Source organism: Nocardia sp. NPDC004722 (assembly GCF_053601505.1).
Genome location: NZ_JBSGBY010000095.1, coordinates 1 through 18,163, shown reverse-complemented (window position 1 = coordinate 18,163; position 18,163 = coordinate 1). Strand labels below are relative to the sequence as shown.

The 18,163-nt window shown below is 67.0% G+C and carries 18 protein-coding genes and 1 pseudogene; 10 read left to right on the top strand and 9 right to left on the bottom strand.

Going from position 1 to position 18,163, the window contains the following annotated elements; genetic code table 11:
* A partial coding sequence (locus ACWELQ_RS12580) for a helix-turn-helix transcriptional regulator (RefSeq protein ID WP_452397148.1) occupies positions 1–912 on the bottom strand: 912 nt, incomplete at its 3' end.
* A gap of 150 nt (positions 913–1,062) precedes the next feature.
* On the opposite strand from ACWELQ_RS12580, the gene ACWELQ_RS12575 reads away from it, so the two are divergent.
* Positions 1,063–1,188, top strand: coding sequence for a hypothetical protein (locus ACWELQ_RS12575; RefSeq protein WP_452397147.1), 126 nt, complete (start codon positions 1,063–1,065; stop codon positions 1,186–1,188).
* A gap of 5 nt (positions 1,189–1,193) precedes the next feature.
* On the top strand, positions 1,194–1,601 hold the full coding sequence (locus ACWELQ_RS12570; RefSeq protein WP_452397146.1) for a VanZ family protein: 408 nt from the start codon (positions 1,194–1,196) through the stop codon (positions 1,599–1,601).
* Here ACWELQ_RS12570 and ACWELQ_RS12565 read toward each other — a convergent pair.
* The 5 genes from ACWELQ_RS12565 to ACWELQ_RS12545 form a co-directional block, all read right to left on the bottom strand.
* Positions 1,577–2,383: a murein transglycosylase gene (locus ACWELQ_RS12565; protein WP_452397145.1), complete on the bottom strand. Its 807-nt coding sequence runs from the start codon at positions 2,381–2,383 to the stop codon at positions 1,577–1,579. The two genes, ACWELQ_RS12570 and ACWELQ_RS12565, sit on opposite strands and share 25 nt — an antisense overlap.
* Before the next feature lie 48 nt (positions 2,384–2,431).
* Positions 2,432–3,397 carry a hypothetical protein gene (locus ACWELQ_RS12560; RefSeq protein WP_452397144.1) on the bottom strand — a complete coding sequence of 322 codons (966 nt, stop codon included), beginning with the start codon at positions 3,395–3,397 and terminating at the stop codon, positions 2,432–2,434.
* 101 nt (positions 3,398–3,498) lie between these two features.
* On the bottom strand, positions 3,499–3,900 hold the full coding sequence (locus tag ACWELQ_RS12555; protein WP_452397143.1) for a hypothetical protein: 402 nt from the start codon (positions 3,898–3,900) through the stop codon (positions 3,499–3,501).
* Positions 3,901–3,910: 10 nt separating this feature from the next.
* The gene (locus ACWELQ_RS12550; protein WP_452397142.1) at positions 3,911–5,554 is read right to left on the bottom strand and encodes a GMC family oxidoreductase N-terminal domain-containing protein; all 1,644 of its coding nucleotides are present in this window, start codon (positions 5,552–5,554) and stop codon (positions 3,911–3,913) included.
* A gap of 343 nt (positions 5,555–5,897) precedes the next feature.
* Positions 5,898–6,800, bottom strand: coding sequence for an AraC family transcriptional regulator (locus ACWELQ_RS12545; protein WP_452397141.1), 903 nt, complete (start codon positions 6,798–6,800; stop codon positions 5,898–5,900).
* 297 nt (positions 6,801–7,097) lie between these two features.
* On the opposite strand from ACWELQ_RS12545, the gene ACWELQ_RS12540 reads away from it, so the two are divergent.
* Positions 7,098–8,045, top strand: a complete 948-nt coding sequence (locus tag ACWELQ_RS12540; RefSeq protein WP_452397140.1) for an extracellular catalytic domain type 1 short-chain-length polyhydroxyalkanoate depolymerase — start codon at positions 7,098–7,100, stop codon at positions 8,043–8,045.
* A gap of 22 nt (positions 8,046–8,067) precedes the next feature.
* On the opposite strand, the gene ACWELQ_RS12535 is transcribed toward ACWELQ_RS12540, so the two are convergent.
* Complete coding sequence (locus tag ACWELQ_RS12535) at positions 8,068–8,667, bottom strand: TetR/AcrR family transcriptional regulator (RefSeq protein WP_452397139.1); 600 nt, start codon at positions 8,665–8,667, stop codon at positions 8,068–8,070.
* A gap of 462 nt (positions 8,668–9,129) precedes the next feature.
* On the opposite strand from ACWELQ_RS12535, the gene ACWELQ_RS12530 reads away from it, so the two are divergent.
* Together ACWELQ_RS12530 and ACWELQ_RS12525 are read left to right on the top strand one after the other, a co-directional pair.
* On the top strand, positions 9,130–10,176 hold the full coding sequence (locus ACWELQ_RS12530) for an alpha/beta hydrolase (protein WP_452397138.1): 1,047 nt from the start codon (positions 9,130–9,132) through the stop codon (positions 10,174–10,176).
* A 123-nt stretch (positions 10,177–10,299) separates the two neighbouring features.
* On the top strand, positions 10,300–11,721 hold the full coding sequence (locus ACWELQ_RS12525; RefSeq protein ID WP_452397137.1) for an MFS transporter: 1,422 nt from the start codon (positions 10,300–10,302) through the stop codon (positions 11,719–11,721).
* Here ACWELQ_RS12525 and ACWELQ_RS12520 read toward each other — a convergent pair.
* Positions 11,718–12,719 (bottom strand): DUF4232 domain-containing protein, encoded by a 1,002-nt coding sequence (locus tag ACWELQ_RS12520; RefSeq protein WP_452397136.1) that lies wholly within the window; start codon positions 12,717–12,719, stop codon positions 11,718–11,720. The genes ACWELQ_RS12525 and ACWELQ_RS12520 overlap by 4 nt on opposite strands.
* A 117-nt stretch (positions 12,720–12,836) precedes the next feature.
* Between ACWELQ_RS12520 and ACWELQ_RS12515 the strand changes: the two genes are divergently transcribed.
* The gene (locus tag ACWELQ_RS12515; protein WP_452397135.1) at positions 12,837–13,295 is read left to right on the top strand and encodes a flavodoxin family protein; all 459 of its coding nucleotides are present in this window, start codon (positions 12,837–12,839) and stop codon (positions 13,293–13,295) included.
* Between the two features lie 23 nt (positions 13,296–13,318).
* Here the strand turns inward: ACWELQ_RS12515 and ACWELQ_RS12510 are convergent, their stop codons facing one another.
* Positions 13,319–14,182 carry a hypothetical protein gene (locus ACWELQ_RS12510; protein WP_452397134.1) on the bottom strand — a complete coding sequence of 288 codons (864 nt, stop codon included), beginning with the start codon at positions 14,180–14,182 and terminating at the stop codon, positions 13,319–13,321.
* Positions 14,183–14,486: 304 nt separating this feature from the next.
* On the opposite strand from ACWELQ_RS12510, the gene ACWELQ_RS12505 reads away from it, so the two are divergent.
* The 4 genes and pseudogenes from ACWELQ_RS12505 to ACWELQ_RS12490 form a co-directional block, all read left to right on the top strand.
* Positions 14,487–15,065, top strand: coding sequence for a PadR family transcriptional regulator (locus ACWELQ_RS12505; RefSeq protein WP_452397133.1), 579 nt, complete (start codon positions 14,487–14,489; stop codon positions 15,063–15,065).
* On the top strand, positions 15,062–17,089 hold the full coding sequence (locus ACWELQ_RS12500; protein ID WP_452397132.1) for an oxidoreductase: 2,028 nt from the start codon (positions 15,062–15,064) through the stop codon (positions 17,087–17,089). The genes ACWELQ_RS12505 and ACWELQ_RS12500 overlap by 4 nt, the downstream gene beginning before the upstream one ends.
* Complete coding sequence (locus ACWELQ_RS12495; protein ID WP_452397131.1) at positions 17,089–17,682, top strand: VOC family protein; 594 nt, start codon at positions 17,089–17,091, stop codon at positions 17,680–17,682. Before ACWELQ_RS12500 ends, ACWELQ_RS12495 begins: the two co-directional genes overlap by 1 nt.
* A gap of 213 nt (positions 17,683–17,895) precedes the next feature.
* Positions 17,896–18,163, top strand: a pseudogene (locus ACWELQ_RS12490) (hypothetical protein); the annotation flags it as partial.

Genomic DNA, 18,163 nt, shown 5'->3' with positions numbered 1-18,163 from the left:
GCGTTGGGCGGGGGACATGGCCAGGAGGGTGCTGAGTTTGTCCCAGGCGTGGGCGTCCGACGGGGTCCAGATCTGCATCCAGGCACCGGCGATGGAGGGGAGGGACATGCTGGTCATGTACATGACCAGTTCGCCGATGGCCATATTGCGGATGACGCGGGTGCGGCCGAGCGGGAGGGCGACGTCGTTGCGGGCCCAGAGTTCGGCGAAACGTGGGCTCAGCGTGACCATTTCATCGATGAACTCCACCCATTCGGGGTCGCCGAGGTTGCGGGCGTAGGCGGCGCGCAGGTAGCCGACCATGCGGGCGAGGTGCTCCGGCTCGGAATGCGAGGGGTAGGGGGTGCAGCATTCGTCCGCCAGGAAGACCTTGCGCAGCACATTTCTCGAACCGGTGAGGAAGATCGGATACATGGCGAGGTAGGCGGCATTGTGGGCGAGCACATCGTATTTGGCGCTGAACAGGGCCGCGGGCAACGGGTGCAGGTGATCGAGGATGGTCTGCACCTCCTCCGGCACCGGCTCCTCGACCACCGGCATCGGGATCGCCGGAACATCCGCGAGCCGGTACAGGTGCGCGTGCTCGGCCCCGTCGAGGGCCAGCGCCCGAGCGATGGCGTCGAGAACCTGCACGCTGCAATTGATGTCGCGCCCCTGCTCGAGCCACGTGTACCAGGTGATGCCGACCCCGGCCAGCTGGGCGACCTCCTCGCGCCGCAGCCCGGGCGTGCGCCTGCGGCTGCCCGTGGGCAGTCCCACATCCTGCGGCAGGATCCGCGCCCGCCGCGACTTCAGGAACGTCGAGAGCTCCTCCCGGCGCGTCTTGCGCACCGAACGCGAATTACCGTTCCGCGCAGCCGCACCCGTGACCGTATCGATCAAGGGGCCGCACGCCTCCGCTCCAGACACCATGAGTCCATGGTGCGGGTTCCCGCCACCGGTATCCAGGTGGTGTCGGTACCCGTATAAGCAGGCACCTGCCATCGGCCAGGCGCTCGGTGCTGCGTGCGTGCGGCTTTCAGCCTGAACTGTGGCGCTGACGATTTGGGTGATACTGGCGGTGTGGACGGGACGTGGGAGGCGTGGGGTCGGGTCGTGACGGCCGCGATCGCCGCGATACCGGTAGCCGTTCTCGTGGCCTGGTGGCTGGCCGGGCGGCGCGGGTGGCGGGCGGCGCTCTGCGAGTAGGGATGGTGGCGGGTACCGCGCCGTGGCTGTGGATGATCCTCACGCCCAACGGAAGAGGTCGCTCATTGAATCTCGTGCCGCTGCGTGATCTGGCCGAGCAACTGACCGGGGACCGGGTGCTCGAGCAGTTCGGCGGAAATCTGCTGGTCTTCGCCGCGCTCGGCTTCCTGTTGCCGATGCGCCGACCCTGGTTCGCTCGCTCGTACCGGATCCTGTTGGCGGGAGCCGCAGCTTCGATCGCGGTGGAGACCGCGCAGTTCGCCCTCGCTATCGGCCGCTACTCATCCGTCGACGACGTGCTGCTCAACGCGGCCGGTGCCTGCCTCGCGGGCCAGCTCTCCCGACCCCTATGGGCGTCGCGACCGCGCGGGATGCGGCAGGAAGAGTGTCACGGGGATGTTCTGGCGTCGTAACTGGTTGCGGCGCTGCGGACTTGGTCGACGTAGGTGTTCGAGTGGTTGTAGGCGTAGATCGCGGCGCGCCAGCCGTGGCCGGTGGCCAGGTCTCCGCCCGAGGCACACAGGTAGCGGCCCGCCGCGAGCGCGGCGTCGTCGATGTTGTCGGGACTACCCGACAGTGCGGTGGTGCTGACCGGAGTCGCGTTTTGTAGTGCGGTGGACAACGTTTGGTAGTCGACGGCGGCACGCGCGCCCCAGCGCCTCCACGTGTCGGGGATGAACTGGAACGGTCCCATGGCCCGCGCGTAGACGGTGCGGCCCGCGCGGGCGGTGGCGACGGGATCGGTGATGACGGCGTTGCCGCCGGTGCCATCGAGAGCGACACCGCGGATCGGGGGCGCGACCGTACCGTCGGCGGCGATGAGCGCCCCGCCGAATCGGGCGTGGTTGCTTTCGATTCGCGCGATCCCGGCCAAGGTGGTCCAACCCAGGTGGCAGCCCGGCTGGGCTCGGGCCATGACCAGCGTCGCGTATCCGTAAGCCTGCACCGCCCGCACCGGGATCCCGAATCGGGTGGCCCGCGTCTGTGCCCAGTCGCGGAGTTGATCGATCGGGTTGCTCGCGGCGTCGAGCCGGATCGCGGGCAGCAGACCTCCCGCGCCCGGCGGCGGCGTATCGGGGGCCTGCGCGTTGTGGTGTGGATGCAGGACGCCGACCAGGGCGACCAGAGCGAGCACCGCGGCGGCGTAGGAGAGCCGCACGCCGCGCCCCGTCGTCTCATCGGCTTCGTCGGTCATGGCCGCTCCTCGGAATTCGTTGTCGTCACCGATGTTTCAGCTGCGCGCTCATCCGCACGGGCGCGGTTGGCTCGTCGTGGTGGTCGGCTTCGGCGAGGTGGTGTTGCTCGGTGTGGCCGGGGTCGTCGTGCCGGTTTTGGGCGGCACCGTCGTCGGGTGCGGTGTCGTTGTCGGATGCGGTGCCGTCGTCGGACGCGGTGTCGTCGTCGCCGGTGGGTGCGCGATGGTCGGTGTCGAGATCGCCGAGGCGCGCTTGACCGTCGTCGGACAACTCGTCGTCGTGGCGGGCGGTATCGCGGTCGTCGTGGTCTTCGGCAACGCGGTCGTGGTCGGCGGCGGTGTATCGCTCGTCGCCGCGATGGTCGTCGCGGTGACCGGGGGTTGGGTGACGACGACGATGCTCGGATCGGCTGTCACCGTGACGGTCGAGACGGTCGTGTAAGGAACCTGGGTACCGGGATCGGGCTGGTACGACGGGAAACTCGGCAAACCTCCACCGAGGGTCGCGTTCGCGCTGACGGTGATCGAGAAGCTCGGTGGCTCCACGGTGGTGGTCGGGACGCTGGTGACCGTAGTCGTGATCGGGGTATCGGTGGTCGTGGCGGGGTCGGTGGTCGGGTCGGTGCTGACTTCCGGTGTGGAAGACAGTGCGGTGTCCGCGGTCTCGGCGTCGGTTGTCGTCGGGTCGGTGGGGACGGGTATGTCACCGGGTGTGAGGGATGGGTCCGTCGTATCGACGCTCTGGAATGCCCCGTACTGCGCGGTTACCGCGTCGAGGGCGGTGGTCTCCTTGGCGTCGGCGGCAACACTGCCGACGGTGTCGTCGCCGCGCGAATCGGCGGCCACGACGACCACCACGATCAACACCAGCAGCGTGCCGATGGCCGCGGCGTGCGGACCGCGACGTCGAAGGTGTTCCCCCGGAATATATTTCGACAGCCACGTCACCCTGGTGTCGGCGTCGGGAAGGATCTCGGTGGGGTCCGTATGCGGGGTGGTGTCGGGTGTTTTCACCGGCGATCGCTTTCTACCGCAGGACGAGCAAAAGAAGGTGGAGAGTGCTCGACGTTGCTCGGCGGGTTCACCGAGCAACGTTCAGGGTCGTGGGAGGGGGTTCAGCACGAGCCGCCCGGCGGGGGTGGCGTGGTGGGGGTTGTCGTGACGGGTGCGTCGGCGACGGTGACGGTGATGGTCTGGGTAGTGCTGCCCTGGGAGGCGGTCAGGGTGTGGCTGCCCGACTTGGTGGGCGTCCAGGTGGTGGTGGCCTTGCCTTTGAGGGAGTCGGGTGTGACGCCGCCGGCCGGGCCGAGGTTCTGGCCGTTGTCGGCGAAGAAGACCGACAGGCCGATGGTGGACCCGCTGACCGTGGCGGTGATGGTGTAGGTGCGGTTGGTCTGCAGGTTCTGGTCGGAGACCGACAGGGACACGACGTCGGCGGAGGACGGCGTGGCCAGCGCGACGGTGGCGGCGGCGACGGCCAGTCCGATGCCGAGGCGATAACGGTGTGGGGTGCGCATCGGAATTCTCCTAGAACTGATCGGTGGCGATGATTTTCTCGATATTGCGTTCGGCGAGCGCCGTGATGGTGACGAACGGATTCACTCCCACGCTGCCGGGAATCAGTGATCCGTCGGTGACATAGAGCCCCGGATATCCTTTGAGCCGCCCGTAATTGTCGGTGGACTGATTGAGCAGGCAGCCGCCGAGCGGATGGTAGGTGAAGAAGTCACCCCATATCCGGTTGCCGCCGAAGAGGTCGTACCGGTAGATCGTCCCCGCGCTGGCGTTGATCTTGTCGAAGACGGCTTTCGCTTGGTCGATCGAGGGCTGGGTCATGCCCGCCGTCCAATTCAGGTCGACTCCCCCGGTAGTCGAATTGAAGGCGAAATTGGCGCGGTTCGGGTTCTTCGTGATGGCGAGGTAGAGATTGGCGAAGGTTTCGATGCCCGCCGGGAACGGGGTGATCTCGGCGAAGACCGAATTGGAGTCCCACGCGTCGATACCCATGCAAGGCACCGTGGATTGGCTGGTGCCGGTGGCGTCCCACCCGGCCCGGCCGACCATCACATTGCCGTTGTTCCCCCAGCCGGTGCCGACCGTGCAGTCCAGATGCGGCAGCTTGTTCTGACTTCTCATCGAGACCAACAGCTTGCTGGTGCCGACGCTGCCGGCGGCGAAGAACACCTTGTCGGCGGTGACGGTCTTGGTCGCGATCGTTTTGCCGCTCACGTCGGACTGCACGATGGTGACGGTGTAGCCGGAGCCGCTGGCGGGGGTGACGGCGGTGACGGTGTGCAGCGGTGAGATCGACAGGTTGCCGGTGGCGGAGGCGGTGGCCAGGTAGGTCTTGTCGACGGATTTCTTGCCGTAGTCGTTGCCGTAGAGCAGTTGTCCGCCCAGTGCCGAGGTCGGCACACTGCCCGCGTCCTCCTGTTTCATGTAGTTGAAGTCGTAGACGTTGTCGACGAAGACGGTGTTGAATCCGGCCTTGTTGGCGACATCGCGGCTGACGCGCGCGAACTGGTACCACTTGGTGGAGTTGAACCAGTTCTGGTCGATGCTGTTGACCTGCAGGCCGGCTTTGGCGCGGGGGTAGTACTTGGCGTACATCTCCCCCATATCGACCGAGGGCAGGATGGTCTGGATGTAGGACTGTTTGGGGACCACGGCCATACCGCCGTTGACCAGCGAGCCGCCTCCGACGCCGCGGCCCTGGTAGACGCGCATGGCGGCGAAGTCTTCGGCGTCGAGGATGCCCGCGTCGCTCGGGATGTTCTTGTCGATCGGGAAGCCCAGGACATTGCTGATGGGCTGTTCGGTCTTGGACTTGAACCAGTAGGAGCGGCCGTCGGGGTTGAGCAGCGTGGGGTGGATCTTGCCGTCGGATCCCGGGGTGATCCAGTTCTGCCCCTTCTCCACCATCGCGACTTTCTTGCCCGCCTGGGTGAGTCGGAGCGCGGTGACCGCGCCGCCGTAGCCGGAACCGATGATCAGGTTGGGGACGTGGTCGCCGTCGCTGATCGCGTTCGGTGCCGCCGAGGCTTTGGCCGTCAGCCGGGCGGGCATGAGTGCCATCGCGCCCGCCGCGCCTGCCGCCATGCCCGCGGCCGCCAGAAAACTCCGGCGGGAAACCGACGAGCCGAACTGTTTGTTATGCGGCGTGCCTTGCATAGAAATACCTTCCGAATCGAGGCCGGTGAATCTGACCTCAGTAACGCCGCACACGATATCCACTGAAAAGAACACGTTTCAACTGTGTGAAAATATTTCGGTGGTATCAAAACGAGAATGGGCACGGCTCATAACCCCGTGTCCCACCCTCAATAAATACGAAACAAGTGGCGAAACTGTACTCGATCACCCCCGACCGTGTCAGCGGATTGAAAAATATCCGGAGCCGGGGGGACGGACTGACATCGTGAATCAATTCACTGACACGACGTCCCAAAAGAAATGAATCACCGATTTCCGGCGCATGCGCGAATTACTGTCGTGAACGATTTATGTGCGGCACTCAGTTGGATGCGGCATGCCCGGCGGCGCGGAACTCCCCGGGCGACATCCCGGCCTCGTCTTGGAACGCTCGGTAGAACTGCCGCTCGCTGCCGAACCCGCAGCCCGCCGCGACGGCCGCGATCGTCGCCGACCCGTTCAGCAGCAGGGTGCGCGCGTGCGCCAGCCGCACCCGCCGCAACGCCGCCACCACACCGCCGTCGGCCTCCGTCGCGCGATACAGGGTGCTGCGCGAGAGCGAGCAGGCCGCCGCGATGCGCTCCACGCTCAGCCCCGAATCGGCGAAATGCTCCCGCAGATACGCGAGTACCCGTTCGCGCGCCTGCGCCATCGCGGGCCCTTCCAGCGGGCGTTCGCCGGAGATCAGGGACACGACCGAGGCAAGCAGGTCCACGGTGTGGTTGCCCATGGCAAGGCGGTCGGCGGCGTAATCGTCGGGCAGCGCGGCCACCGCACGGCAGTACCCGGCCGCGATCGCGGCCGCACCGGCGCCCGGCAGCGACAGCGGCTGCGCGAACAATCCGGCGAAGCGCTCCTGCGCGAGTCCGGTGCGCGCCAGCAGCATCGACCACGGGACCTGCACGATGGCGGTGGCGCAGTAGTTCTCGATCCGGAAGATGGTCGGCCGGTCGGTGGAGATCAGCACGAATGATCCGGCGGTCAGCGCCGTCTCGCGCCGGTCCTCGTCGACCACCAGCGCCGAGCCCGCGGTGGGGGCGATGGCCACCACGTAGCGGCCCTCGGTGCGGGCGACATGGTGTGCGGTGCGACGGCCCTGCATGCCGCCACCGCGCCCGGTGCCGATCCGCAATCCGCCCGCCGCGACCACCGAGGAGAAACTCCCGGAGAACGATCTGCCCGCCAACGGCTCCACCGCGATCGGCACCACATCGCTGCTGAGCAAGGACTCCCACTGCGCCAAAGACGCTGTGGCAGGAACATTCTGCAAGGCCATGTGGTGCGGTACCGCCTGTTTCGCTCACACCCGCCCGCGGGCGGGTGGGTGGTGGCCACCGTACCGGACGACCGGGGGTCAGCGGTGGTGTGTCGCAACCGTTCCGGGCAACGAGAAAGCGGGGACAGGATTCGAACCTGTGACGAATATTTCTAACGTAACGCTAGTTATTTTCGATTGCCGTGAATAAGCTGCCCCCTACTTGCTCGGAGTCTCGGGAGGCCATCGCGTGCGAGGAGGATTCGAATGTGGATATGCCGGGCCCTGGTGGTCGCCCTGCTCGCGATGTCGCCGTCGATCGCGGCCGCGAGTCCGGCCGCCGATACCGGACTCACCTGGCACAGCTACGGGAAAGGCGATGCGGCCCGGCGCTATCTGGTCTACCGGAGCGCCGATCTCGCGCCCGGCGCTCCCGTGGTGGTGTGGTTGCACGGCTGCTGGTTCCGCGGCAGCGACCCCTCCGACACGGACCGGGTCCAATCCGCGCTGGACACCGGGTTTCCCGCGCTGGCGGCGCGATACGGGTTCGCCGTCGTCTTCCCGCAGCAGCCGCGCTCGGCCAATGCCGACGAGTGCTGGAACTGGTTCGATCCGATGCAGCAGTGGTCGGGCGCGGGGGAGGCCGCGACCCTCGACGGCCTGACCGCGGCCGCGGTCACCGATCTGCGCGCCGATCCGAAACGGGTGTATCTGGCCGGACATTCGGCAGGCGGGGCCATGACCGCGGTGCTGGGGGCGGCGTATCCGCAGCACTTCGCCGCCCTGGGGATCAGCGCGGGCTTCCCGGCGGTGATGGGGCTGGATTCGCTGGGGCTGTTCGCGGGGAACCGAATGATCGGGCAGGGTGTGCGGCGCTTGCCGGCCGCGGTGGTCACCGGCAGCGACGACCCGCTGTCGCAACCGTGGATACAGCAGCTGATCACCGGGGAGTGGCGGCGGGCCAACCTCGCCGCGGATCGGCGGTCCCTCGATGTCCTGGGTGCGTTCACCGATGTCGTCGCGCCCGCGGAGCCGGACTCGGTCGAGGAGTTCGCGGGCACCGGCTCGAGCTACCCGTTCACCGTCTCCCAGTACCGGGTCGGCGGTCATATCGCGGTGGACCACTGGGTCTTTCAAGGCATGGGGCACGAATATCCCGCCGCCACCATGACTCCCGCGCTGTGGGACTTCTTCGCGGCGAGCGGCGCGTCCTGAGGCCGGGTGTCCCGGTTCGAGGTCAGTCCGGCTGGGCGATCCGCTCGAGCAGGTAGTCGTAGGCCGCCACGATGCGCTCGTCGAGCTCGGCCACGGGGACGTCGAGGTCGCGCGCCACGGTGTCGCGGAAGACGGCGTATCCGGCGACGGTGGCGGCGGTGAGCACGTTCAGGGCCACGGCGTCGACCTCGGCGGGCAGTGCGCCGTACGCCTTGTCCCGGCCCAGCGCGGCGTTCATATCCTCGGGATCGGTGAAGATGGACAGCTGCGTGTCGCCGTCGAGGGCGAGCATGGTCATGAACGCCATCCATTTGCCGGAGAGCGCGGCCCGCATCAGCCTGCGCCTGCGCTCGGCGAACGGCAGGTCCCAGTGTCCGGGGAACTCGGTCGCCAGGCCCGTCAGCCGATGCGCCAGGGCCGCGCGCAGCAGTTCCTGCCTGCTGCCGAAGAGTTGGTAGATCTGTCCGCGGTTCACATTCGCTTCGGCCGCAACCTCGTTGAGGTTCAGGCCGGCCAGCATGCCGTCGCGTTCGAGGAGTCTTTCGACGGCGTCGAACAGGTCCGATTCGGTGCGCGCGCGGTCGCGCTTCTTGCGCGGCCGGGGCGTGGTCGGCTCGTCCATACGGGAAATCTTGCCGCATGCGAGTGTCCGATTCGCGGGCGACCGCGATTCCGGCCCGGCGTTCGCTCCTGACGTCCGCGCCCTATCCGTTCCCACACCCCATGTGTTACTGGACGATTGCTGTGATTGTCATCATACTAGCAGAATGCTAGTAATTTCCGGCTGGGGATTCTACGCTGGCGAAGGTACGGCAATTCCAGACAGGCAGTCTCGAAAGTGAAAGGCAGTCAATTGATTCCACTGATCCTCGACACCGGTAGTGCCGCCTTCGGCGGATTGATCAACACCCTGAGTGCCGCCTTCGGCGGTATCGGCAACACCCTGTGGACCGGCTCGTTCGGTCGGCCGTAACCGGTCGATCGATTTCATGGGCGGTCGGTCCAGGCTCCCCCCGGCTGGGACCGGCCGCCCCGCGGTCACCTGAAAGCAATGCTGGACAAGTCTTTTGACCGAGGAGGGCAGATGGCGCGGAACGGGATCCGATGGCAGGCGATCGTCGGCGCAGGCATGGTTCTCCTCGCGGTGGTGACCTGCCTCGGCCCGGTCGGGATCGCCGAGGGCGATTCGTCCGGGACACTGCGGGCCGATGCCACGGCCCCCGATGGATCCGCCATCGACGGCGTCACGGCCGTGGACGACCGGCACGTGCGTCTTTCGGTGTACTCGGCGGCCATGTCCCGTCCCATCATCGTGGAGGTGCAGCGCCCGGCCGACCCGTCGCGGCCCGCCCCGGTGCTGTATCTGCTCAACGGCGCCGACGGCGGTGAGGGGACGGCGAATTGGGACCATCGCGCCCCGGCGGCACTGGACTTCCTCGCTACCAAGGATGTCAATGTCGTCCAGCCGATCGGCGGCCTCACCAGCTACTACACCGACTGGCGGGCCCCGGATCCGGTACTGGGCGTGAACAAGTGGAAGACCTTCCTGACCGAGGAGCTGCCACCCCTGATCGACTCGGCCCTGAACACGACCGGCGACAACGCGATCGCGGGCCTGTCCACCTCCGGAACCTCGGTGCTGCAACTCGCGATCGCGCGACCCGGTCTCTACCGCTCGGTCGCGGCCTACAGCGGCTGCGCGCAGATCAGCGATCCGCTCGGCTACCAGTTCGTGAAGCTGGTCGTCGGGCAGGGGCAGGGCGACACCGCGAACATGTACGGCCCGCAGGACGATCCGATGTGGGCAGACAACGATCCCTACGTCCACGCCGACCAGCTGCGCGGCCTGAACCTCTACTTGTCCAGCGGCTCCGGACTGCCCGGCCCGCACGACACCCTGGACGGCCCCTACACGCTGCCCGGCCTCGAGGGCCTGGCCAATCAGGTCACGGTCGGCGGCGTCCTGGAAGCCGCCACCGATTACTGCACCCACAACATGCAGACCCGCCTGGCCGCCTTGGGGATTCCGGCCACGTTCGACTTCCCGCCGACCGGGACCCATTCCTGGGGCTACTGGTACGACGCGCTGGTCAACTCCTGGCCGGTGCTGGCTCGCGGCCTCGAGCTCTGAGCCTGCTCGACCGAACGGTAGCGACTCGGCCCGCCGCACCTCGCGCACCGGTATCCGGGTGGTGTCGGTACCCGTATAAGCAGGCTCCTGTCATCGGCTGCGGACGGGCCGCACGCTCGTCTCATGACACAGAGTTCGACCCAAGCACCACCGGTGGCGGTTCCCGCCGCGGTGAGCGCCAGGCGGCCGGTGGCCGTGCTGGCGGTCATCCTGCTCGGTCAGTTCATGGCCGTGCTGGATGCTTCCATCGTCAATGTCGCCATTCCTTCCATTCGAATTTCCCTGCACGCCACGGGTTCCGGGCTGCAGCTCATTGTCTCCGGGTATGTCATCGCCTATGCGGTGCTGTTGGTGACCGGTGCGCGGCTGGGCGACCGGTTCGGGCAGCGCACCATGTTCGTGGCCGGGCTGACGGTGTTCACCGTGGCCTCCCTGGCGTGCGGGCTGGCCGGGAATGCGGGCTCGCTCATCGTCTTCCGCTTCCTGCAGGGCGCGGGCTCCGCGGCGATGGTGCCGCAGGTGATGACACTGATTCAGCGCACGTTCACGGGAACCACACGGGCGCGGGCGCTTTCGGCGTACGCGGCCGTGATCTCCGGCGGCATGGTGGTCGGTCAGATCGCGGGCGGCGTCATCGTGAGCAGTGACATCGCCGGAACCGGCTGGCGTGGTGTGTTTCTCGTGAATGTGCCGATCGGCCTGGCGCTGCTGGCGGTCGCGCCGCGCATCCTGCCCGTCACCGCCCGGGTGGATCGCAGGCTGGACCTCCCGGGCCTGGCAGTCCTCACCGCGTCCGTGCTGGCGCTGGTGGTTCCGCTGGTGCTGGGGCACGAACAGGATTGGCCGCTGTGGACGCGAATCACGCTGGGCGCGGCCGTCCTCGGCTTCGCGGGGTTCGCGCTGGTGGAACGCTGGGTGCATCGCCGGGGCGGTGAACCGCTCTTCGCCGACCGCGTGCTGCGCGCACCTGGTCTGGTCACCACCGCCATCACCCTGTTCCTGGTGATGTGCACGTTCGGCGGCTGGATCTTCGTGCTCACCATCCACCTGCAGTCCACGCTGGGCTACAGCGCGCTGCACGCCGGACTGCTGTTCCTGCCCAATGGCGTGACTTTCGGCCTGGTGAGCCTGAACTGGACCCGCATCCCGGCCCGCTTCCACCGCGCCATGATCCCCGGTGGCCTGCTGGTCGCGGCCGTCACCACGATCATCATGGGCCTGCTGATGCGCGGCGGCCACGACATCGGAGTCCTCGATCTGACCGTCTTCGCCGTCATGGGCATCGGCTACGGCCTGGCCTTCAGCCCGCTCATGGCCCGCGCTACCAGCAAGATTCCCTTGAACCTGGCTGCCGACGCCAGCGGCATCCTCGTCACCTGCGTACAACTCGGGGTGGTGATCGGCATCGCCTCCTTCGGCTCGGTCTTCCTCACCGTCGCCGGTTCCACCGCGCTGTCGGCCGCGCACGCGGTCGGCGTCACCGCGATCGCCGAAGGCGTCACCGTGCTCGCCGCCGCAGCCTTCGCCGTCCGCGCCGCGCGCTAGTCGGCCCGGAGCCGGCCCACGCCCAAACCACCGTGGCAGTAGACGGTCGCGCTGAAGGGAATATCGACCGTGGCCGAGTCGCCGGGAACGCCGGCCCGCAGGAATGCGGTCGGCACCGGCTTCTCGTCCCGCGGTTCACAGACCGGGCCGTCTACATAGGTGCCGTGCAAGATACCGGTGCTGCCAGCCGGGATGACGACGGATCCGACATCGCTCGGGGACGCGGATTGCGTTGGTACTTCCGGATATTGGAGATTGTGTTCGCGGTCGACCAGTCGCAGGGTCGGACCATTTTCCGCGATGACGCAGGCATGATCGGAGTGGTTGGTGACCTGCACCGTGAAGCCCAGCTTGCTCATGCCGGGATTGGAGTCACGTCCCGTCGCAATGGCGAGATCCGCTATCCGACAGGGCGTTTCCTGCTCCGTCCAGATCGAGCCGTCGAGCCCGTAGACCGCCGCGGACAGCGGGCCCATATCGATGGGATGCCCAGCACACATGAGCGGCCCGTAGGTGTTTATCGGCGCGGTGAACTCGCCGATCTCGTCCGGAAGTGTCACCAACAGTCCGATGGCCAGCGAGCAAGGGGCGGAGTCCCTGCTACTGGCCGTGTCGTATTCGAGGGTGCTGACGACCGGTGATCCGGGCGGCAGGTGCACCGGACCGGTCACCGCGCCGATGCGATGGACCTCGATGTCGCTCGACCTCGAGTCCTTGTCGCGCAAACGCAGTCCCGGATACCCCTCGAGCTGGCAACTGCGATAGGAGGTATTGGTCATCCGGATCTCGGCTTTGATGTGCTCGCCCGACTGATCCTTGGGCACGGTCGATATCACCTTGGACACCACGGTCAACTCCGCCGGGTGACAGCGATCGCCTTCCGGAATCGCGGACTGCCGAACCGGTTCGCCGTGATGCGCGCTGTCCTGCCCGCAACCGGCCACCGCCAGCAGCACGACGGACACGACCATCCCCACCAGGTGACGCTTCCTCCCCATGGTGATCAACAGTAATCGGTGTGGTCGTCGACACAGAGCTGTGATGTCACGATCGGCGGCGCGGGCGGTGTCTCAGAGCATGTCCGCAACATCGAGAGCAAAAAAAGGGGTGGCGTGATGAAGGCGCTGATCGTGTGTGTTTCGGTGTCACATGGCAATACCCGGCGGGTCGCCGAGGCCATGGGCGAGGTACTGGAGGCCACCGTGGTGGAACCGGAGCAGGTCGTGGCCGAGGAGCTCGGCGACTACGACCTGGTGGGGTTCGGGTCGGGGATCTTCCATCAGATGTTCCATCCGCGGCTGCGCGGTTTCGTGCGTTCGTTGCCGAAACAGCGGCGCGGCAAGGCATTCGTGTACGTCACGAGTGGATTCCCGCCGCAGATCTGGCCGATGACGCGGCTGCTGCGCGGCCGTGGGTTCGAGGTGGTCGACACCTTCTCGGTGCGGGCGTTCGACACCTGGGCCCCGCTGCGAGTGGTCGGCGGGATCAACAAGGGGAAGCCCGATGCCGCGGATCTGGAGGCGACGCGGGCGTTCGCGGCCGGACTGCGCGCCCGGGTGACCGTCGGGTCCTGAAAGACCCGGGCGCGCAGCGGAACTCAGCTGACCGTGAAGGCGTAGGTGGGAGCGGTGCTCGCACCCTTGGTCGCGTCGTAGCTCACCACGTAGTTGCCGGTGCCCGGGGACGGAACCACGAAGGTGGCGACCAGGTCGGCCTTGTCGATGGTCTGGTTGCGGTCGAGCAGCTCGTCGATGAACCCGCGCGAGTCGGCGACCAGGGACTGCCCGTCGGGGGTCTTGATGCTGAAGTATTCGGTGAAGACGTTCAGGCCGCCGTCGCCGATTCCGCTGCCGCCCACCAGCTTGATGTGCAGCGACAGATCCATCTTGTTGCGCTCACCCTTGGTGTAGCTGGGCTGCAGGGTGCCGCCGGTGATCATGACGGTGGTCTGGTCCTGCACCAGCGTGCCGCTGACGTTCAGGGTCTTGGGCTGGACGCTGTCGACCTTCGCGTCGGCCTTCAGCGGGATCACCGTCTGGTTGTCGGCGGCCGTGCCGTAGACGACATTGATGGTGTCGAGCAGGTGGTCGGCGCTGTCGAACTTCTTCACCGAGGTGGTGATATCGCCTGCGGCCGAACCCTTTCCGGGCACGGTCGGGGTGTCACCGGAGGCGATCGGATCGATCGCGCCGTTGATCTGCAGGCCCGCGGACGCGTTGAGGGCCTTGTCCTTGGTGGTGGTGTTCTTGTAGGTGATGTCCACCCGGATGCTCGCCCCGCCGGACCCGTCGGGTGTGACCGTCGCCTTGTCCACGGTGATCTCGAAGCCCTCGTACCAACCGGTCTTGCCGATAGTCCGAACGGTCGCTTGGGAATTCGAGCCGCCCTTGTCGGCCGAGCCCGGCGCTGCCCCGCCGCCGGTCGTCGCCCCGCCGAGCGGCACCGCGCTCACCGAGGTCACGGACGTACTCTTGACGTCCTTGTCATTGCATGCGGTCAACAACATCGCCGATGTCGCGACCAGTACCGCTGCTCCCACCGTGGTCAATTTCGAGCGCGTGGATTTCGAACGCATGGCTGCCTCCCCGGTTGCCAAGTAAGTGTGCTCCGCCCAATCCCTCCGGGCATTTGATTCGCTCTGAAATCCACCCCGGGGTCGGGCGCGTTAACCGTAGGCGACAAACCGGATGGTCGCTACTTTTAGTGGACGCTCCGAGCTATGCACTGAATTGCATAGTACGTGGCGTAGCAGTTATCCTGACGGCATGGCCCTCGAACACGCGCTGCTGGTATCGCTGACCGAACGCGCCAGCTCGGGGTACGACCTGGCCCAGCGCTTCGACAAGTCCATCGGCTTCTTCTGGAACGCTACCCACCAGCAGATCTATCGCGTCCTCAAGCGCATGGACGAGCAGGGCTGGGTGATCGCCGAGACGGTCCCGCAGGAGGGCCGCCCCGACAAGAAGGTCTACACCGTGTCCGAGGCCGGGCTCGACGAATTGATCCGCTGGATCGGCGAGCCCATCGAACTCGAACCCATGCGCAACGAGATGGGCGTGAAGCTGCGGGCCGCCTCGCTGGTCGACCCGGCCATCCTGGTGGCCGAGGTCAAGCGCCACCGCGACCAGCACGAGCACCGCCTCGACCTGTACCGCGCCTTCGAGAAGAAGGACTACCCCGCGCCGGATCAACTCTCCGGCAAGAAACTGCACCTGTACCTGGTCCTCCGCGGCGGCATCCGCGTCGAGGAGGGAATCATCGACTGGTGCGACGAAGTACTCGACGCCCTCGCACGCGATACAGCCCGATCGCAGGCGTCCGAACCGAAAGGCACTCAGCGATGAGCGCGTACCCGCACCTGTTCGAACCCCTGGACCTGGGATTCACCACGCTGCGCAACCGCGTGGTCATGGGTTCCATGCACACCGGCCTCGAGGATCGGGCCTGGCACATCAACCGGCTGGCCGCCTATTTCGCCGAACGCGCGAAAGGCGGTGTGGGCCTGATCATCACGGGCGGCTACGCCCCCAACCGCACCGGCTGGCTGCTGCCCTTCGGCGCGAAGCTGACCAACAAGACCGAGGCGTACCGCCATCGCGCCATCACCAAGGCCGTGCACGCCGAGGGCGGCAAGATCGCGCTGCAGATCCTGCACGCGGGCCGCTACTCCTACATGCCGACCAGCGTCTCCGCCTCCGCCATCAAGGCCCCGATCAACCCGTTCAAGCCGCGCGCGCTGTCGGGCAAGGGCGTCGAGGAGACCATCGACGATTACGCGCGCTGCGCGTCCCTGGCCAAGTTCGCCGGGTACGACGGCGTCGAAATCATGGGCGGTGAAGGCTATTTCATCAACCAGTTCCTGGCTGAGCGCACCAACAAGCGCAAGGACAAGTGGGGCGGCTCGGCCGAGAACCGCCGGCGTATCGCCGGGGAGATCGTGCGCCGGGTGCGCAAGGCGGTAGGCCCGGACTTCATCATCGTGTTCCGGTTGTCCATGGCCGATTTCGTCGAGAAGGGGCAGACCTGGGACGAAATCGCCGCCGTCGCAAAGGATGTGGAGGCCGCCGGGGCCACCATCATCAATACCGACATCGGCTGGCACGAGGCCCGGGTGCCCACCATCGTGACCTCGGTGCCGCGCGCGGCCTTCGTGGAGTGGACCGCGAAGGTCAAGGACATCGTCGACATTCCGGTGTGCGCGTCCAACCGCATCAATATGCCCGAGACCGCCGAGGAGATCCTCACCCGCGACGACGCCGATCTGGTGTCGCTGGCCCGACCGCTGCTGGCCGACCCGGAGTGGGCGCGCAAGGCACAGGACGCGCGGGCGGACGAGATCAATACCTGCATCGCCTGCAACCAGGCTTGCCTCGATCACGCCTTCCAGGCCAAAACCGTGTCCTGCCTGTTGAATCCGCGGGCCGGACACGAAACCGACCTGCAGTTGCTGCCGACCCGGCGCACCCGCAAGTTCGCGGTCGTGGGCGCGGGCCCGGCCGGGCTCTCCGCCGCGGTCAGCCTGGCCCAGCGCGGGCATCACGTGGACCTGTTCGAGGCCGACGACAAGATCGGCGGACAGTTCGACATCGCGCGGCGCATCCCGGGCAAGGAAGAGTTCAGCGAGACCATCCGCTACTTCACCCGGCAGATCGAAATCACGGGCGTGCGTTTGCATCTGCGGACCAAGGCCACCGCCGAACAGCTCATCGCGGGCGGCTACGACGAGATCATCCTGGCCACCGGCGTGAAGCCGCGCATCCCCAACATCCCCGGCATCGACCACCCGAAGGTGCTCACCTACGCGGAACTGGTGCGCGAGGGCAAGCCGGTCGGCAAGAAGGTCGCGGTCATCGGCGCGGGCGGCATCGGCTTCGATGTGAGCGAATTCCTCACCGTCGAAGGACATCCCAGCCTCAAGCTCGACGAATGGAAGGAAGAGTGGGGCGTCTCCGACGATCCGAACGTCCCCGGCTTCCTCACCACCCCGAACCCCTCCCCCGCCGCCCGCGCCGTGGTGCTGTTGCAGCGCAAGTCCTCCAGCTTCGGCAAGGACCTCGGCAAGACCTCCGGGTGGGTGCACCGGGCCGCGGTCAAGGCCAAGGGCGTCGAGCAGATCGGCGGCGTCAACTACGAGCGCATCGACGACCGCGGGCTGCACATCAGCTTCGGCGAGAAGCGGCAGCGCCCGCGGATCATCGAGTGCGACAACGTGATCCTGTGCGCCGGACAGGAATCCGTGCGCGACCTGCAGGAGCCGCTACAGAACGCGGGCGTGAAGGTGCACCTCATCGGCGGCGCCGACCTGGCCGCCGAGCTCGACGCCAAGCGTGCCATCAACCAGGGCACCCGGCTGGCGGCGGCGCTGTAATGGCCACCCTCACCCGCCTGGGCCTGCCCGGAGACGAGCAGGCCTGGGCGGCACTGGGTTTCACCCTCCGTGACGGACACGTCCGCATCGGGCAGGTCGACTGCGTGCTGGGCGAGGCCGCCTGGGGCTTCGACGAAACCCACGCCGCGCCTTCCGTACTCGGCGTCCCCTACCTCGACGCCCCGGCGGCCGAGGTCGAGTGGCCGCCGAGGCATCCGAACGGCGTCTCCAGCGTCGACCATGTCGTCTACTGGGCCCCGGACCTGGACGGTGCGGTCGCCAATTTGACCGCCGTCCTGGGGATTCCGCCGCGCCGCCGATTCTTCCCGCGCGGCCCCAAGGGCCCGGAGATGGCGTTCTATCGCGTGGGTGAGCCGTTCATCGAAGCGGTCACCTCGGGGATGCCGCCCGCCCTGGTCGGCGTCGCCTTCCTGACGCCGGATCTGGACACGGCGGTCGCCGCGGTCCGCGCCGCGGGCGGACCCATCGGCGACCCCAAACCGGCTGTGCAGGGCGGCCGCATCGCCAGCGTCTGGCACGGTCATCTGAACTGGGGCATCGCCTTCATGGAGCCGAAGGCAGCAGGGGAATAATCGTTCGTTCTCCGCCGGGCCCCGCCGAATTTCGGCGGGGCCTTTTGTTATTTCCCCTTCTTTCCACGCATGCGAACGACACCCACTCTCGTGCGGTTCCGTCCGGAAACGAAATGACCGATACGGCAACCGATTCAACTGGTCAGTAGTGTCGGACCGCTCTGCCATGATCGCGGAGCACGTGATTCATCGATCCGGGGGAGAAATTCTCTAATGCATCTGTCTCGCAAGACCGCCGCCGGCATGGTCGTCTCGGCCGCCGCCGCACTGCTGACCGGCAGCATGGGCACCGCCCACGCCGCCTACGACCGCTACGGCTCCTACGCGGTCGCCGACATGGGCGACCACTGGCGGATCGGCTACTCGCTCAACCGTCCCGACCAGGCCCACTACGAGGACAGCGGGGGCGAAGGTCCGGTTGTGTTGCTGGGGCACGAATTCCTCATGGACCGAACGATGTTCGCGTCGCAGCAGGCGGCGC